The organism is Dactylosporangium sp. NPDC050688 (assembly GCF_040654515.1).
In the GTDB taxonomy this organism is placed as follows: domain Bacteria; phylum Actinomycetota; class Actinomycetes; order Mycobacteriales; family Micromonosporaceae; genus Dactylosporangium.
The window spans coordinates 32,953-48,830 of record NZ_JBFAIC010000018.1; the positions used below are offsets into that span (position 1 = coordinate 32,953).

General features: G+C 74.0%; 17 protein-coding genes and 1 riboswitch. Of the genes, 8 read left to right on the plus strand and 9 right to left on the minus strand.

From position 1 onward, the window contains the following. Positions 1-43: 43 nt before the first annotated feature. The gene (locus AB0H83_RS19335; RefSeq protein WP_360095288.1) at positions 44-1,798 is read left to right on the plus strand and encodes an iron ABC transporter permease; all 1,755 of its coding nucleotides are present in this window, start codon (positions 44-46) and stop codon (positions 1,796-1,798) included. Next, entirely contained in the window at positions 1,795-2,922 is a 1,128-nt protein-coding gene (locus tag AB0H83_RS19340; RefSeq protein WP_360095291.1) for an ABC transporter ATP-binding protein, read from the plus strand. The genes AB0H83_RS19335 and AB0H83_RS19340 overlap by 4 nt, the downstream gene beginning before the upstream one ends. A gap of 88 nt (positions 2,923-3,010) precedes the next feature. On the opposite strand, the gene AB0H83_RS19345 is transcribed toward AB0H83_RS19340, so the two are convergent. Both AB0H83_RS19345 and AB0H83_RS19350 read right to left on the minus strand, forming a co-directional pair. Further along, positions 3,011-3,337: a cupin domain-containing protein gene (locus AB0H83_RS19345; RefSeq protein WP_360095294.1), complete on the minus strand. Its 327-nt coding sequence runs from the start codon at positions 3,335-3,337 to the stop codon at positions 3,011-3,013. A gap of 3 nt (positions 3,338-3,340) precedes the next feature. Further along, on the minus strand, positions 3,341-4,132 hold the full coding sequence (locus tag AB0H83_RS19350) for a YbaB/EbfC family nucleoid-associated protein (RefSeq protein ID WP_360095297.1): 792 nt from the start codon (positions 4,130-4,132) through the stop codon (positions 3,341-3,343). Positions 4,133-4,249: 117 nt separating this feature from the next. Between AB0H83_RS19350 and AB0H83_RS19355 the strand changes: the two genes are divergently transcribed. From AB0H83_RS19355 to AB0H83_RS19365, 3 genes are all read left to right on the plus strand, one after another. Continuing rightward, the gene (locus AB0H83_RS19355; protein WP_360095300.1) at positions 4,250-4,483 is read left to right on the plus strand and encodes a hypothetical protein; all 234 of its coding nucleotides are present in this window, start codon (positions 4,250-4,252) and stop codon (positions 4,481-4,483) included. Positions 4,484-4,727: 244 nt separating this feature from the next. Further along, a riboswitch (cobalamin riboswitch) is annotated at positions 4,728-4,874 on the plus strand. 36 nt (positions 4,875-4,910) lie between these two features. Then, entirely contained in the window at positions 4,911-5,126 is a 216-nt protein-coding gene (locus tag AB0H83_RS19360; protein WP_360095303.1) for a CbtB domain-containing protein, read from the plus strand. 14 nt (positions 5,127-5,140) lie between these two features. Then, complete coding sequence (locus AB0H83_RS19365; RefSeq protein ID WP_360095306.1) at positions 5,141-5,872, plus strand: CbtA family protein; 732 nt, start codon at positions 5,141-5,143, stop codon at positions 5,870-5,872. A 49-nt stretch (positions 5,873-5,921) separates the two neighbouring features. On the opposite strand, the gene AB0H83_RS19370 is transcribed toward AB0H83_RS19365, so the two are convergent. After that, entirely contained in the window at positions 5,922-6,488 is a 567-nt protein-coding gene (locus AB0H83_RS19370) for a helix-turn-helix transcriptional regulator (RefSeq protein WP_360095309.1), read from the minus strand. Positions 6,489-6,556: 68 nt separating this feature from the next. On the opposite strand from AB0H83_RS19370, the gene AB0H83_RS19375 reads away from it, so the two are divergent. Next, on the plus strand, positions 6,557-7,981 hold the full coding sequence (locus AB0H83_RS19375; RefSeq protein WP_360095312.1) for a DHA2 family efflux MFS transporter permease subunit: 1,425 nt from the start codon (positions 6,557-6,559) through the stop codon (positions 7,979-7,981). Between the two features lie 83 nt (positions 7,982-8,064). After that, complete coding sequence (locus AB0H83_RS19380; RefSeq protein ID WP_360095315.1) at positions 8,065-9,318, plus strand: hypothetical protein; 1,254 nt, start codon at positions 8,065-8,067, stop codon at positions 9,316-9,318. Positions 9,319-9,328: 10 nt separating this feature from the next. Here AB0H83_RS19380 and AB0H83_RS19385 read toward each other — a convergent pair whose 3' ends face one another. The 4 genes from AB0H83_RS19385 to AB0H83_RS19400 are packed head-to-tail and all read right to left on the minus strand — an operon-like array spanning position 9,329 to position 11,211. Continuing rightward, positions 9,329-9,544, minus strand: coding sequence for a zinc-ribbon domain-containing protein (locus AB0H83_RS19385; RefSeq protein WP_360095318.1), 216 nt, complete (start codon positions 9,542-9,544; stop codon positions 9,329-9,331). Between the two features lie 9 nt (positions 9,545-9,553). Beyond that, a complete protein-coding gene (locus tag AB0H83_RS19390) occupies positions 9,554-10,030 on the minus strand; it encodes a hypothetical protein (protein WP_360095321.1) in 477 nt (158 codons plus the stop codon). Next, a complete protein-coding gene (locus AB0H83_RS19395; RefSeq protein ID WP_360095324.1) occupies positions 10,027-10,341 on the minus strand; it encodes a PadR family transcriptional regulator in 315 nt (104 codons plus the stop codon). Before AB0H83_RS19395 ends, AB0H83_RS19390 begins: the two co-directional genes overlap by 4 nt. Before the next feature lie 9 nt (positions 10,342-10,350). Next, a complete protein-coding gene (locus tag AB0H83_RS19400; protein WP_360095327.1) occupies positions 10,351-11,211 on the minus strand; it encodes a hypothetical protein in 861 nt (286 codons plus the stop codon). 64 nt (positions 11,212-11,275) lie between these two features. Here AB0H83_RS19400 and AB0H83_RS19405 point away from each other — a divergent pair, with 64 nt between their 5' ends. Further along, entirely contained in the window at positions 11,276-12,211 is a 936-nt protein-coding gene (locus AB0H83_RS19405) for a WYL domain-containing protein (protein ID WP_360095330.1), read from the plus strand. A gap of 20 nt (positions 12,212-12,231) precedes the next feature. Here AB0H83_RS19405 and AB0H83_RS19410 read toward each other — a convergent pair whose 3' ends face one another. Both AB0H83_RS19410 and AB0H83_RS19415 read right to left on the minus strand, forming a co-directional pair. Beyond that, entirely contained in the window at positions 12,232-12,438 is a 207-nt protein-coding gene (locus AB0H83_RS19410; RefSeq protein ID WP_360095333.1) for a hypothetical protein, read from the minus strand. 203 nt (positions 12,439-12,641) lie between these two features. After that, positions 12,642-15,704, minus strand: coding sequence for a hypothetical protein (locus tag AB0H83_RS19415; protein ID WP_360095336.1), 3,063 nt, complete (start codon positions 15,702-15,704; stop codon positions 12,642-12,644). Between the last annotated feature and the right edge of the window lie 174 nt (positions 15,705-15,878).

Genomic DNA, 15,878 nt, shown 5'->3' on the forward strand with positions numbered 1-15,878 from the left:
CGGGTGGCCGGCCGGCGCCGGCCCGTCGCCAGGAGGACCCCCCATGACCCTGCTCGAAAAGTCCCCGCAGGCCCAGCCACAACCGGCCGGGCCCCGCCCCCGCCCCCGCCGCCGCTCACGTGACATCGGCGTCGTCGCCGCGGTCGCCGCCAGCGTCCTGCTCGTCGTCGTCGGCAGCGTCTACCCGCTGGCCGCCGTGCTGTCCACCGCGCTGTCCGGTCCGGCGCTGCCCCGGTACGCCGAGTTCGCCACCTCGTCGGTCGACCTCACGATCCTGCGCAACACCCTGGTGCTCGGCCTGCTCGTCGGCGGCTTCGGCACCGCGCTGGGCTTCCTGTTCGCGTTCGTGCAGACCCGGCTGGCCGTGCCGGGCAAGCGGATCCTGCACGTGGTGGCGCTGGTGCCCGTCGTCAGCCCGCCGTTCGCCGTGGCCACCGCCGCGATCGTCCTGTACGGCCGTCGCGGCGCCGTCACCCACGGGCTGCTCGGCGTCGACTACGACATCTACGGGCTGGACGGCCTGGTGTTCGTGCTGTCGCTGTCGCTGTTCCCGGTCGCCTACCTCGGCATGCTCGGCATGATGCGGGGCCTGGACCCGGCGATGGAGGAGGCCGCGATGAACATGGGCGCGAGCCGCTGGCAGATCTTCCGCACCGTGCAGCTGCCGCTGCTCGCCCCGGGCCTCGCCGCGCCGTTCCTGCTGCTGTTCGTCGAGGCGATCGCCGACCTGGCCAACCCGCTCGCGCTCGGCGGTGACTACACCGTGCTGGCCAGCCGCGCCTACCTCGCCGTGACCGGCGAATACGACACCACCAGCGCCGCCGTGTACAGCCTCATCCTGCTCGTGCCGTCGGTCGGGCTGTACCTGGCGCAGCGGTACTGGCTGGGCCGCAAGATCCGCACCACGATCACCGGCCGGCCGTCCGGCAGCGTCCACCTGATCACAGGGTGGGCGCGGTGGCCGATCTTCGGGCTGGCGGTGCTCGTCGCGCTGCTGGTGGTCAGCCTGTACGGCACCGTCGTCGTCGGCTCGGTGACCCGGGTGTTCGGCGTGGACAACACGGTGACCTTCGAGCACTTCCGTGAGGTGCTGCTCGGTGCGGGCCGCTCGGCGCTGCAGGACACCACGCTGCTGGCGGCCGTCGCCACCCCGATCGCCGGGGTGTTCGGGCTGCTCATCGCCTGGCTGGTGACCCGCCACCTGCGCCGCTCCGCCGGTTGGCTGGACTTCGCCGGCACCCTCGGCGTGGCCGTGCCCGGCACCGTCCTCGGCATCGGCTACCTGCTGGCCTACCGGCCCGACCGGTACATCGGGGACCTGCTGGTCCTGCCGGGGCTGGTCGGCGGCACCGCGGTCGCCGGCGGGTCACTGGCGATCGTGCTCGCGTACATCACCCGCAGCGTGCCGGCGGGACTGCGTACCGGCGGCGCGGCCCTCACCCAGCTGCACCCGAGCCTGGAGGAGGCGTCGGTGAACCTCGGCGCCGGGTCCTTCCGCACCTTCCGCGCCGTCGTCCTGCCGCTCATCCGCCCCGCGCTGCTGACCGGCCTCAGCTACAGCTTCGCCCGCAGCATGACGTCGATCTCCACGGTGATCCTGCTGGTCACCCCGAACACGAAGATCATCACCTCACAGATCCTCAGCGCCGCCAACACCGGGCGCTACGGGGTCGCGTTCGCCTACTGCACGGTGCTCACCGCCATCGTCCTGGCCGGGTTCGGGCTCATCCGCCTGCTCGTCGGCGGCACCGTGACCCTCTACCGCACCGCCGCACCCGCCGGAAGGAAACAACGATGACGGTGACGCACCAGCCCGACGACCGCCTCGCCCCGGCGCGCCGCACCGACGCCGGCCGGCTGCGGCTCGACCGGCTCACCAAGACGTTCCCCGGCAGGTCCGCCGCCGTCACCGCGGTCGACGACGTGACCCTCGACGTCGACCCCGGCGAGTTCATCACGCTGCTCGGCCCGTCCGGCTGCGGCAAGACCACGACCCTGCGCATCGTCGCCGGCTTCGAGGCCGCCACCAGCGGCCACGTCCTGCTCGACGGCGCGCCGATCGACCACGTGCCGCCGCAGCGGCGCACCATGGCGATGGTGTTCCAGAGCTACGCGCTGTTCCCGCACCTCAGCGTCGCGGAGAACATCGCCTACGGGCTGAAGCTGCGCCGCCGCGCCCACGACGACGTGCACAGTGCCATGCAGATCGCCCTGACCAGCATGAACCTGGTCGGCCTGGAGCACCGCGCCCCGCACGAGCTGTCCGGCGGCCAGCAGCAGCGCGTCGCCCTGGCCCGCGCCCTCATCATGCAGCCGAAGGTGCTGCTGTTCGACGAGCCGCTGTCCAACCTGGACGCCAAGCTGCGCGGCGCGATGCGGGCCGAGATCCGCCGCATCCAGCGCCGCCTCGGCATCACCAGCCTGTACGTCACCCACGACCAGGACGAGGCGATGAGCATGTCCGACCGCATCGTGGTGATGAACAAGGGCCGCGTCGAGCAGGTCGCGGCGCCGGCGGAGATCTACTTCCGGCCCGCCACCATCTTTGTCGCCGACTTCATCGGCCGGGCCAACTTCATCGAGGTCGCCCCGGAGCACGTCAGCGACGGCACGGCCGTGGTCAACGCCCTCGGCACCCGGCTCACCGTGCCGGCCCACCCGGCGGTACGCGCGAACAACGCCAGCGCGTACCTGATGATCCGCCCCGAGACGATCGCCCTGCGCCCGGCCGGCGAGGGCGGCATCGGCACCGTGCTGCGCTCCACCTTCCACGGCCACAGCGTCGACTACGAGGTCGAGACCATCAGCGGCACCCTGCACGTCACCGACGCCGGCCCCGACCCCGACGGCCTGCTCACCGTCGGCACCAACGTGGCCGTCACCGTGAACCCGGACCGCGCGTACGTTCTCAACGGCACGTAGGCGCGTCGGCGGCGAGTGCGGTGTCCACGAACGCCGGCCGGGTTCTCTGTCGGTTCGCCGGCTGAGGCCCGCCCCACCACGCACAGCACTAGCTTCGGCTGCCGTACGCGGGGCCGAACACCACCAGCAGAGTCAGGTCCTCGGTCACGTCGACGAACCGGTGCTCCTCGCCGGCCGGCACGAACACGACCGACCCGGGCGCCACGTCCGCCGACCCGTCCGGGGTGACGATCCGGGCCCGGCCCGAGGTGACGACGTAGATCTCGTCCTCGGTGTGCGGGCTCTGGTCGTCGACCCCGCCGGCCGGGATGCAGTACGTGCCGACCGACAGGTCCGGCACCCGCAGCTGCTCCACCCAGTCGGTGCCCGTCCCGGCCGGTGCGGTCCACACCCCGGCGCCCTCGATGATGCGCATCGGTCAGAACTCCATGCCGCGCAGGCTGGACTCGATGGCGTCCAGGCGCAGCTGCAGCTGGTCCATCCGGTACGCGAACAGCTCCTCGGCGCCCTGCAGGTCGGGCTCGTCGCCGTCGGTGGACAGCAGCGCGGCGCGGGCCGTGTCGAGGGCGTCGAGGGCGGCGTTGACCGCCTCGGCGGCCCGCTCGCCGAGGGTGAAGTTGTCCAGCCGGCGGGTCGCGGCCGCGGAGACGAGGACCTCGGTGAGGCGGCCGGCGCCGTCGACCGTGGCGGCGACGGACTGGTCGGCGGCCTCGCCGGTGAAGTGGCGGGTGGCGAACTCGCCGGCGCGGTCCTGCGCCTGCGCCATGCGGTCGGGCAGCTCGTTGAGCACCTTCTCCAGTCGGGCGCCGGCCGCGGTGGCCGCCCCGCCGACCGGCGCGCGGGGGAACAGGCCGGCGCCGCCGCCGTCCTGCAGCATGCGGCCCAGGTCCTCCAGCGACTGCAGCAGGCCCGACGTGGCCGGGTCGAGCTCGCCGAGCAGTGTGCGGCGGAACTCGCCCTCGGCGGTCTCGATCGCGTCGCGGACCGCCGTGACGATGAGCGCACCCAGGTCGGGGTCGCGCACCGCGTACGCGCTGAGGTACAGCTCCGCGACCCGGAACCGGCCGTCGACGGTGACCCGGATGGCCCCGCCCTCGGCCTCGTGTACGGTGCGCCCGGCGCGGGCGTCGGCGGTCGCGGTCTCGATCGTCCGCTGCCGCTGCTCGAACTCGGCGGTGATCCGCTGCACCGCCTCCTGATCCGGATACATCGACGCCCCCCGTGCGTGTCCAGTCGTAGAACCGAAGCCCGGCCAGCCTACTGGCCGGGCCGCCCGCGCCGCTGCCGCGCCCCCTACGCCCGGCCATCGGCTGCTATACATCTCACCGTGAAATCACGGCATACGGGGTTGGTCGTCCGGTTCGTCCTGGCGGGGGTGCTCCTGCTGATCGGATGGCAGATGCTGGCCAGCGGCTCGACGACCGCGGCGCAGCGGGCGCAGGAGTCGTCGCGGCGGATCGCGGAGTACCGCCCGACCTGCGACGGCAAGACGATGCGGCCGCGCGACACATGCCTCGTCTTCGGCGGCGCCGCGCCGGTCGCCTTGAACGCCCACGGGTAGTGCCGGTCGGCGGCCGCGACGACCTCCGGCGCGGTGTGGGCGAAGTACGACGAGTTCCTCAGCCCGAGCGGCAAGACCCTCCAGCGGCGCCTCGACGGCCTGCACCGGGTCGGCACGGACCTGGCCGCGCTGCCGGTGACAGGCTGATCCGCACCGAGAAGCTGATCACCTTTCGGATGGCACACCCGCGGGCCGCCTGCGCCGTGACCTGCGGCGCGGGGGCATCGGAAGGGTGGCGGCGCCGCGCGTCGATTGACACGCTGGTACGCCGTCCGTACCGTCCGAAACATCAACGTGACGGTGAACGGAAGCCGGTGCAAGCCCGGCACGGTCGCGCCGCTGTAACCACGAGGTGTGGGAGTCAGACCCGGCCACCGCCACGACAACGCTCGATGGGACGCGAAATCCCGCAGGAGGCTGCATCAGCATGGCCACGATCTCGGCTCTTCCCACCCCGGTCACGGCTCCGGCCCCGATCCCGCTGCGGCAGATCCTGCCGTGGGCGACCTTCGGCGTCGTGCTCGCCGTCGTGCTGCTCTACTTCGTCGGCGCCGAGCAGGGCATCACCTCGCTCGTGTCCGGCGAGGCCGTGCACGAGTTCGTCCACGACGGTCGGCACCTGCTCGGCTTCCCCTGCCACTGAGCCGGGGAGCCACCATGAGCGCCCGTACCCTGCTGGTCCGCGGGATGATCGTCGGCGCTGCCGCCGGCGTGGCCGCGTTCCTGTTCGCCTACCTGTTCGGTGAGGGCCCGATCAACGACGCGATCGCGTTCGAGGAGGCCCAGGCCGCCGGCCACGAGCACGGGCCGTTCAGCCGGACCGTGCAGAGCACGCTCGGCCTGGCCACCGCCTCGATCGTGTACGGGGTCGCCCTCGGCGGCCTGTTCGCCATCGCGGTCGCGGTCACGCTCGGGCGGATCGGGCGGATCAGCGCCCGCGCCACGGCCGGGATCGTCGCCCTCGCCGGGTTTGTCGGGGTGGCTTTGGTGCCGTTCCTGAAGTACCCGGCCAACCCGCCGGCCACCGGCAACGCCGACACGCTGCAGCAGCGCACCGGGCTGTACTTCCTGATGCTGGTCATCGGGGTCGCCGCGGTCATCGGCGCGATCGTCGTCAGCCGGTCGCTGCAGCCGCGCCTCGGCACCTGGAACGCGACGATCGCCGGGGTCCTCGGCGCCGTCGTGGTCGTCGGTGCCGCGATCGCGCTGCTGCCGGCGGTCAACGAGGTGCCCGACGGCTTCGCCCCGGTCCTGCTGTGGCGGTTCCGGCTCGCGTCGCTGGGCACGCAGGCGGTCACCTGGGCCACGCTCGGGCTGCTGTTCGGATACCTCACCGAACGCAGCGAGCGCGCGGCCGCGGTGGTGCGGGCACAGCCCGTCGCCGCCTGAACATCGCTCGTCGTGCGGTGCCCGGTCTCGCCGGGCACCGCACGTCTGTTCACGGCCGTGGCCGGGCGCGGACCCGGGGTTTCTCCCCTTGCGGGCCGAACAGGTGCAGGATCTCCACCGCCTGCTCCCCGGCCGGCCCGAACCAGTGCGGCGTGTTCGTCTCGAACTCCGCGACCTCGCCCGGGCGCAGCACCAGCTCCCGCTCGCCGAGGATGAGCCGCAGGTCACCGGCGAGGACGTACAGCCACTCGTACCCCGCATGGGTGACCAGCCTCGGCTCGCTCGGCCCGAGCACCTGCTTGAACACCTGCACCGGCCCCGGGTACCGGGTCAGTGACACGACCACGCTGCCCTTGCGGTTGCGCCGCGGCTTCAGGTGTACGCGGGGATCCCCCGTCGCCGGCGCGTCCACGAGCTGGTCGAGGGACACCTGATGGGCGCGGGCGAGCGGCAGCAGCAGGTCCAGCGTCGGGCGGCGCTTGCCCGCCTCCAGGCGGGACAGCGCGCTGACGGAGACGCCGGTCTGCGCCGACAGCGCCTCGAGGGTCAGCCCGCGCCGGTGGCGCAGCGCCCGCAGCCGCGGACCGATGTCGTTGATGAGCCGCGCCACGTCCACCCCGGTATTTTTGCAGTTTCCGCAAAGCCGCCGCGGCCGCGGGCGCCACCGCGGCGACGATCGACGCCATGACAACCCCGCAACCACCCTCTCCCGCCCGCCGCCGACTGGTCCTCGCCATCTGCTCGATGAGCCTGTTCGTGGTCGGGCTGGACACGACGATCGTCAACGTGGCGCTGCCGTCGATCGGCGCGGGCCTCGGCGTCGGCACCCGCGGCCTGGAGTGGACGGTCGACGCGTACACCCTCGCGCTGGCCGGCCTGCTGATCTCCTCCGGCGCGCTGGCCGACCGGTTCGGCCGGCGGCGGGTCTTCCAGCTGGGGCTCGTCGTGTTCGCCGCCGCGTCGGTGGCGTGCGCCGCCGCGCCGTCCGTCGAGGCGCTGGTCGCCGCGCGGATCGTGCAGGGCGTGGGAGGGTCGATGCTGAGCCCGGTCGCGCTCGCGATCGTGGTCAACGTCATCACCGACCCGAAGGAACGCGCCCGGGCGATCGGCGTCTGGGCCGCCATCTTCGGCGCGAGCATGGCGCTCGGCCCGGTCACCGGCGGGCTGCTCGTGTCCTCGCTCGGCTGGCGGTCCGTCTTCTGGGCCGGGGTACCGCTGATCGCGGTGGTCCTGCTGCTCACCGCGCGCTACGTGCCCGAGTCGCGGGCTCCGCGGCCGCGGGGCATCGACGTGCCGGGGCAGCTGCTGCTGATCGGGCTCGTCGGCGGGGCCGTGGCCCTGCTCATCGAGGGCCCGCACGCCGGCTGGACGTCGCCGGCCGTGCTCGCCGGTGCCGTCCTGGTCACCGCCACCCTCGCGGCGTTCGTACGGGTGTCGCTGCGCCGCCGGGAGCCGCTCATCGACGTGCGGCTGTTCCGGCGCGCCCCGTTCACCGCCGCGGTGCTCGGCGCGGTCGTCGTGTTCGTCGCGCTGAACGTGACGCTGCTGCTGAGCACCCTGTACCTGCAGCACGCCCGGGGCCTGTCGCCCGCCGCGGCGGGCCTGGTCACGCTGCCGATGGCGCTCGCCGCGACGGTGTGCGCGCCGCTGTCCGGCCGCCTCGTGGGCCGGTCCGGCCCGCGCCTGCCGCTGCTGGTCGCCGGCGCGTCGACGGTGGCCGGCGGGCTGTGCCTGACCCCGCTGCACGACCGGACGGCGCTGCCGGTGGCATACCTGCTGCTCGGCGTCGGGGTCGGCTTCGCCAACGCGCCGATCACCAACACCGCCGTCGCCGGCCTGCCCGCGGACCGCGCCGGCGTGGCGGGCGGCATCACGTCGACCGCCCGCCAGTTCGGCGCCGCACTGGGCGTCGCCGTCGCCGGCGGACTGGTGGCCGGGACGGGCGCCGGTGGGCTGGCGGGGGCGTCGCGGGCGGGCTGGGTCGTCGTCGCCGGCTGCGGGGTGCTGCTGCTCGCCGTCGCCAGGGTGTCGCCGGCCGCTTCACCGGCTGCTTCACCGGGCGCTTCACCGGTCTTGGCGGACCGGGTCGCGCCGGTCGCACGGTCGTAGGCAGGCGGCCGGACCAGCGGCGGTCCGTCCGTCCGGGCTGTTCCACATGCGGTTCGGCGGGCGCAGCGTGTACAACAGACGCCGTGGACGTCAAACGGGTGCAAGCTGCCGGGTTCGCCGCGGCGATGGGTGCCCTGGCCGGCGCTGCGCTCGGTGCGCATCAGGGATCGCGCCGTGCGGTCAAGGGGGCGTTGCTCGGCGCGGCCGCCCTGGCCACCGTCGACGCGGCGGCCAGGGCCCGGCGGCGACCCAACGAGATCCCCGCCGCCTGGTCCAGGATCGCGGCAAGCGCAGCGCTGGCGGCGCCGATCGGCTGGGTGGCCGGCAAGGCCGGTGCAAACCCGCTGGCCGTCGGTGTGGCCAGCGGCACGGTCGCCGGGGCGATGGGTGTCCGCCCGCAGAAGGTCGCGCTCGGCCCGGTCGTCGGCCTCGCCGTCGGCGCCGCGCTGCGCGACCGGCCGCCGGCCCAGGTGGCGGCGGCGACCGTCGTCGCGTTCCGCACCTTGTCACAGCTGCTGTTCCGGGAGCCGCAGGTGGCGCTCGTCGCGGACAGGGTGCCCGCGGAACGGCTGCCGTTCGTGGTGCCGCTCGAGGCGCGGACCCGGTACGTCGGCACCGGATACGTCCGCGCGCTCGCCGAAGCGACCGGCGGCAGCTACCAGGAGGCCACCCCCGACGTCGGCATCGTCGCCGACCTCGATGCCCTCGCCGGGCCGGAGTTCGAGCCGGCCGCCGTCGCCCCGCTGGTGCGGGAGTTCTACGAGCACACCACCCGGTTCACCCTCGACATCGTGCCGCGGTGGCGCCCCTGGGTCCGACCCGGCTACCTGCTCTATCGCACCCTGGTCGCCCGGCCCCTCGGCCAAGCGAACGTGCCCATGAACCAGCGCGAGGCACAACAGGGCGTGCACAGCCGCATCGACACCATCACGGCGCCCGGCAGTCCGGCGGTGTCGACCCGCGGCTGGATCCGCAGCAACGCCCTCACCGGGGAACCGATCTACGTGGGCATCTACACCACGTACCGGCACCACGACCGCGGCTACGTCAGCGTCGGCTTCCCGCTCCCTCAGGCGAACTTCACCGCCACCCTCGCACCCCAGCAACGCCCCGGCGGCGGGCTCCGGCTCACCAGCCGGGGCAGCGACGGGCAGACCGGGCACTACCTCAGCTACGTCGACGCAGACACCCGCGACCTGACCACCCTGGCCGTCCACGGATTCACCGAAACCCTCGATGTCTACGTCGACAACGGAGAACTCCGCGCCGACCACGCCTTCACCCTGTTCGGCCTGCCGTTCCTCACCCTCGAATACCGCATCGCCCGCAAGCCTTGATCGCGCGGGCTCAGCCGATGTGCGAGGGGTCGACGTCGCGCTGGGCGCCGCAGGCGGTGCACTGCACGGTGTGCTTGACCCGCAGCGGGATCAGCGGCACGAAGAACAGTGACAGCTTCAGGACCCGCTTGTACAGCGGGTGGGCGACGGTGTTGCCGCAGTGCGGGCAGCGCAGGGTCAGGGTGCGCAGGTGCTTCACCCGCCAGCCCCAACCGAAGATCAGCACCGGTCCAGCCTAGTCGCCGGGCCGCGCCTGCCCGCCGATGCCCCGGGCACGCAGCACGGGACCGGCAGTGCCCGCCGGTGCCCGGACGCGGGGCGCGAGGCCGGTGACCGTCGCGGCGAGCGCGGCGACGCCGGCCCGCACGGCACGGGCCACGGCGCCGGGGCCGACCGGGCTGACGGTCCGGCCCAGGCAGGCCACGGTGAGCAGCAGCGCGACGGCGCCGACGAGGGCCCATCGCAGCGGGGCGTCCGCGATCCCGGCCGACCAGCGCAGCACCACCCCGAGCACCGCCAAGGCGGCGAGCGGACAGCCGACGGCCCGCAGTGCGGCGGGCTGGGCGAGGACTGCGCCGGCGCAGCCGAGGGTGTGCGCCCACCGCTTCAGGCCGGGCGGCAGGGCGGCGGTCTCGGCCCGCATGGCCACGCCCCAGTCGCGGTGCCGGGCGGGCAGCAGCCGCACCACGATCGCCAGCAGCGGGTCGGTCACCACGCACCCCGCGGCTCGGGCCGGGTCCGTGGTGCGGGGGCCGCCGCCGGAGCGAGGGCCGTGGCCGTCTCCAGTCCGGCGGTGGTCAGCCGGTACAGGTGACGCGGCGGCCTGCCCTGCGGCGGGTCGCTCTCCCAGGACGCCTCCAGCAGGCCACGGTCGGCGAGCCGGATGAGAATGGGGTACAGCGAGCCGGCCTTGAGCCCGACCTGCTGGCCGAGCTCGTAGCCGTAGCGCCACTGTGCGGGGTCCGCGGCGAGGGCGCGCAGGACGGCCGCGGTCTGCGGGGACGGTTGCCTGACGCGCGCCACCCGCCAACTCTATAGAGCTGCGGCCCGGGCGCGCCGCTCCGCGGCGTGGAGGAGCACCGAGCACCACATCCGGTACGGCTGCCACGCCTGCGCCAGCCGCGCGACCTCGGCACCGGAGGGTGGGGCGGGCAGGTCGTACCAGCGCTGGATGCCGGCCCTGGTCAGCTCGTCGCCGGGCAGCGAGTCGACGAGGCCGGCGCCGCGCATCACGATCGCGACGGCGAAGAAGTCCCCGACACCGCGCAGCCGCTTGACGCCGGCGAGCGCCTCGGCCACGGGCAGGCTACGCAGCCGGGCCCGGTCGAGCCGGCCGTCCAGGGCGGCCTCGGCGACGCCGTGCAGGCGGGTGATCTTCTCCTCGTTGACCCCGGGGAACGCGCCGAGCCGCAGCAGCGCCTGCGGCGACGGGAACGCGTGCATGGTGGTGCCGGCGACCTCGAACCGTTCGCCGTGGGCGCGGGCCATCCGCTGCCGGATCGCGCGGCCCTGCTCGATGCGCAGCCGGTGGCCGATGATGAAGGCGCAGGCCGCCTCGTACGGCGAGTGGAACAGCACCGGCCGCAGGTACGCGTGCCGCCGCTGCAGCGCGCCGATGACCGGGTCGCGCTCGCCGACCTGCGGGTATCCGCTGCCGTCGACGTCCAGCGACAGCGCCTCGAGGGCCTGCCGCCACGCGGCCGCGGGGCCCTGCACCTCGCCGGTGACGGTGCCGGGGGTGTCCTGCCGCAGGAGGACGGCGGCCGAGTGGGTCCAGCCCTCGACCGGGAACGCCATGACGATCGTGCGGGCGTCGCCGACCGGCTGGGTCCAGCCGCCGAAGTACTCGTTCTGCCGGGCCAGGTCGTACGGGCCGGTGATGGGTGCGTGCATGCCAGCCAGCATCGCCGTACAAACACGACACCTCCTGTCATGTTTGCCGGACTATGCTCGGCGGGTGCGCGCCGACCGCCTGCTGTCGCTGGTCCTGCTGCTGCAGGCCCGCCCCGACGCCGCCGCGCCCGAGCTCGCCGGCCGCCTCGGCGTCTCGGTGCGCACCGTGCTGCGCGACGTGGAGTCGCTGAGCGCCGCGGGGATCCCCGTGTACACCGAACGCGGCCGGTACGGCGGGATCCGGCTGCTGGACACGTACCGGACCGGCCTGGTGAACCTCAGCCGCGCCGAGGGCGCCGGTCTCGCCGTCGGCCAGTCGCGGCTCGCCGGCGACCTCGGCCTCGGCGACGCCCTGGACTCGGCCATCGAGAAGATCATCGGCGCGGGCGGCCAGGCCGTCCGCGGCGGCCTCACCCAGGGCCGCCGCCACGTCATCGTCGACGTCGACCCGTGGATGCGCGCCGGGGAGCCCGTGCCGCTGCTGCCGCTCATCCACGACGGACTGCTGCGCGGCCGGCGCCTGGAGCTCGACTACCGCGACAGCGACGGCACCCGCCGCCCGCGGACCGTCGCCCCGGCCGGCCTGGTGGCCAAGGCGGGCACCTGGTACCTGGTCACCACCGAACCGTCCCTGGTCCGCGTGTCCCGCGTCCTGGCGTGCGCGGTCCTGCCGCAGCCGGCCGACGTGCCCGCGGGATTCGACCTCGAGGCGGCCTGGGCCGGCCTGCGCGACCGGGTCGAGGTGCGCCCCCGCGACCTGCGCGTCGTCATCACCACCGCCCCGGACGCGGCCACCATGACGCGCCGCCTGCTCGCCCGCCACCTGCGCGACGACGACGGCACCTCCACGACGGTGCAGCTCGCATTCGCCGGGGTGCCGCACGCGGTCGGCAGCCTCCTCGGCCTGGGCACCCGGGTCGAGGTCACCGAACCCGCCGAGGTCCGCACGGCGATGCGGGCCGAGGCCCTGGCGGTGGCCGCCCTCTACGCCCCGGCCTGACCAGCCTGGTGGGCCGGCGGTTACCGTCGCTCGAGGGCGACGACCGCATCAAGGAGCGTGTGCAGGCCGAGCTCGTACCGGTCGGCGTCCACCCGGTCGAACATCAGCTCCTGCAGCGGCACGCCGACGGTCCGCGCCGGCTGGCCGGCGAGCACCAACTCGGCCAGGACGACCCGCTTGAGCTCATACAGGCACGTTGGCTCGCTGTAGCTGTACAGGGCGTTCATCGCTCCTCCGGTTCCCGCTCGGAGCGTGGATCGAGGCACCGTCCATTCTGCAACGGTCCCCGCCGCCGGCACGCCCGCCGCTCACCCCGAAAGGATGAAACGGCCCCTCGCCGCCGGCGTGCTGCACGGTGACCATGGCCGCCTCGCCAAGGAGGCCATCTGCGGAAAGGCGAACCAGGCCAGGCCGCGCGTCCGCTCCACCGTCAGCTCAGGCCCGAGATCAGCCGGCGAACGTTGCGGCGCTGCTGGTCGTTCTCACCCTTCAGCGCCAGTACGAACTGCCGGTCCACCTCGTGGAGCCGCTCGCGGGCGACCAGCAACCGGCCGGCCGCAATCTCAACGTACGCCAGCTGCAGCAGCGTCTCCGCGCTCCGTGCCTGATCCTTGAGCCGGTCGAAGCGCTGCCGCGCAGCGTCGAACGAGCGGGTGGCCAGCGGCCGGTCGCCAGCGAGCAGCGCCAGCTGCCCCCGCAGGTGGGCGAGCTCGGCCCGGCGGCGCAACTGACCCTCGATCCCCTTCAGCATCGTCACCAACCCCTCGCAGGCGTCGAGTGCCTGCGGGAACAGCCCTTTCAGCCCGAGCACACGGGCGCGCTCGCGGCCCGCGTCGAACTGCTCGAGCGGGCTGCCCGCAGCCGCGAACAGGTCCGCCGCCTCTTCCAGGTCGGCGCCGGATGCGTCGACCCGCGCGAAGAGCAGCCGGACGTACGCCCGCTCGACGTGTGCCCGGGCCCGCCAGGTCGGCGCGTCCTCGGCGGCAAAGTGACGGATGAGCTGAGCGAGGCGCTCCTCGCACCCGCGCAGGACCGGGGGCGGCAGGACATTCTGGGGCCGTGGGAATCGGGTGACGGTACCGTCGGCGTTCTCCAGGACCGGGCCGTCCTGCTCCACCATGTCCGGATCGGAGATCACCACGTTGCCGGCCAGATCGTCGTAGCCGCCGCCGCGGTCGCCCGACCGCGCGCCGCCGAGGCTGATCGGCGTCCCGCCGAAGACGGCGGTGGCGGCTTCCCCATCGGTCGAGGACAGCGAGATGTTGTAGCCGCCGATGGTCGTCGAGGTGGCCCCCGTGAACCGGTGAACGGGCTGGCTCAGCACGCGCAGCATGAGCCGGGCGTCGTCATCGTAGGAGATGCTGCGCGCCAGCACCGCGTAGTTCCCGCGATCCTGTTCGTCCTGCATGTACTGCTTCCGGTCCGCAACCGTCGTCGCCAGCCGCGCGCGCCACACGCCGAACCGGTCGTCCGCCCTACGGAACCTGGCCAGTGCCGCGTCCGCTGTGCCGGCAATCAGCTCCAGCTCGCCCAGGCCTGCGTGGTCGCCGCGCCGGGCGAACTCGTCACGGATGGCCCGCACGCTCCTCGTACGGCCGAGCCGCAGAGCGAGAAGGTCCAGGTAGGGCCGCTGACCGGCCCGTGGCGAGACGTCGGCGACGGTCTTCTCGGCCTGCTCCACGAGGGCCCGCGCCCGGCTGGTCTCGCCGCGGTCGAGCGCGGCGGCCGCCATGACGCGCAGCGCCAGACCTCGATCGCCGGGCCGGCCGTCGTCCTGCGCCGCCGCGGTCAGGAGCCGGCTCCCCTCGGTGTACCAGCCCTGGGCGCACCGAACGAGCCCCTGTTGCAGGGCGCCGCTCGAACCGCCGCTGGTTCGGGACTGTTCGGCGGCGCCGAGCGCCTCCCTCAGGCGCCCGAGCGCGAGGTTGGCGCGCACCAGGCCGTCACCGGCATGGTCGCGCAGGTCCTCCGTCGCGCCGGTGGAGAGGGCGGCCGCATAGTTCGACGCGGCCCGCCGCCAGTCATGAGCGCCGAATGCGACGTCGCCCAGGAGCGCCAATGACTCGCCGGCCTCCAGGCGCAGGCCGCGCTCGGCTGCGATCCGGCGGCAACGCTGGGCCCACACCCTGGCCGCCCGCTCGTTGCCCTGTGCCAGTCTGGCCCGGGCCAGGGCCAGCGCCGCCTGACAGTACAGCTCGGGCCGATGCGCGCGCACGGTCGGCCCGACGTCGGGGCCGGCGGCCACGCCGGCCCACTCGAGGGTGCCGGCGATGTCGGCGGCGTTCACCGCCTCGCGCAGCCGGCGGCTCCACTGCGGCGCCGCCGAGAAGTCACCGGCGCAGAACAGGTGGTAGGCGACGCCCGGGCCGCCGGGCGCGAGCGTGCGCAGGTACTGCGCGGCGCGCAGGTTCAGCGCGCGGAACCGGTTCGGCGACTCGATCCGCAGGTGCGCGCGGAATGCCGTGCTCACCAGCGCGTTGACCCGCCATTGGCCCTCCGGCTGGCCGGCCGCCCCGCTGTCCGCGGGGTGCATGAACGACTGCCTGCAGAGGTCCGCGAACCACTGGCTCCCGAGTGCAGTGTCGACGAGGCTCTCCACGGCCTCCTGGGTCACGGTCTGCAGGACGACGGCGGCCTCGACCGCGGCGCGTTCCTGCCGGGTGAGCCGGGCCATGAACTCGCGAGGCAGCCACACCCGGGCCGGCTCGTCCCGGGTGATCTCTGCGATCCGGTCGGCCCCGACGGCGCGGCCGTCGGCCTGCTCGGCCCGGATGACGTCGGCCGCCAGCGCCATCCAGACTGGAATGCCCGCGCACCGGCGGTGCAGCAGCCCGGCCAGCTGGGGGTCGGCGATGCCGGCCAGGCCGAGGAACTCGCGGCTGACGTCGGCGGACCACGAACGGAGCTGGACCTCGGCCGCGTCCGGAACCACGAGACGGTTCCGGCCCACCAGCACGATCCGCAGCCGGGGGGCCGCGTCCAACAGCACCGGGAGCGCATGGTGCAGGAACCAGTTGCCGGTGCGATGGTCTCCGTCTTCGCTGCCGAGTTCCTCGTCCAGGTAGAAGAGCCGCTCGGTCGTGTCGATCGCGAGGACGGCCCGGCGACGACCCAGGAAGCGCGCCGCCGCCCGGAGATCCTCCAGGGCCCGGCCGCGCGTCTCCGACGACGACCGGCGCTCACCTCGATCGATCCGCAGATGCAGCCCTTCGATCACCGAGTGGCGATCGGCCGTGATGACGACGGACGTGGGAGGGTGGTCGTGCCGGCGGGCCGCCGGGACCCGGCGCGGCCGCCACCAGCGGCGCCCGGCGCGGATCAGGGCCAGGTGTACCTGGGACGTGAGGGCCTCCGCGAACTGGTCGGAGGAGGCGGCCTTCGAGGCCCGGTAGTCGAACGTCGTCTCCAGGTCCAGGACGGCCCAGCCGGGCCGGCGGACGTGGGCCAGGAACGCCGTCTTGCCCTGGCCCGGCTCACCCCAGACGACGAGCAACCGCCGCGGTTCTCGCCGGCCTCCCCGAGTGAACCGCCGCAGCGCCGCAACAGCCTCGACCCTGTCGACGAAGCGCCGGACAACCACCGTCACCAACCGTTCCGCCCGTTGCTGCATACCCCGCCCACCCTGGCAGCCATCCGGCGGCGGCGGAATCCTCCGTCCTCGTGAGCC

What these genes read in the sequence shown, in the direction of transcription:
- AB0H83_RS19335 (WP_360095288.1), top strand. Translation starts at nt 44, where the DNA reads ATGACCCTGCTCGAAAAGTCCCCGCAGGCCCAGCCACAACCGGCCGGG.
- AB0H83_RS19340 (WP_360095291.1), top strand. Translation starts at nt 1,795, where the DNA reads ATGACGGTGACGCACCAGCCCGACGACCGCCTCGCCCCGGCGCGCCGC.
- AB0H83_RS19345 (WP_360095294.1), bottom strand. Translation starts at nt 3,337, where the DNA reads ATGCGCATCATCGAGGGCGCCGGGGTGTGGACCGCACCGGCCGGGACG.
- AB0H83_RS19350 (WP_360095297.1), bottom strand. Translation starts at nt 4,132, where the DNA reads ATGTATCCGGATCAGGAGGCGGTGCAGCGGATCACCGCCGAGTTCGAG.
- AB0H83_RS19360 (WP_360095303.1), top strand. Translation starts at nt 4,911, where the DNA reads ATGGCCACGATCTCGGCTCTTCCCACCCCGGTCACGGCTCCGGCCCCG.
- AB0H83_RS19365 (WP_360095306.1), top strand. Translation starts at nt 5,141, where the DNA reads ATGAGCGCCCGTACCCTGCTGGTCCGCGGGATGATCGTCGGCGCTGCC.
- AB0H83_RS19375 (WP_360095312.1), top strand. Translation starts at nt 6,557, where the DNA reads ATGACAACCCCGCAACCACCCTCTCCCGCCCGCCGCCGACTGGTCCTC.
- AB0H83_RS19400 (WP_360095327.1), bottom strand. Translation starts at nt 11,211, where the DNA reads ATGCACGCACCCATCACCGGCCCGTACGACCTGGCCCGGCAGAACGAG.
- AB0H83_RS19410 (WP_360095333.1), bottom strand. Translation starts at nt 12,438, where the DNA reads ATGAACGCCCTGTACAGCTACAGCGAGCCAACGTGCCTGTATGAGCTC.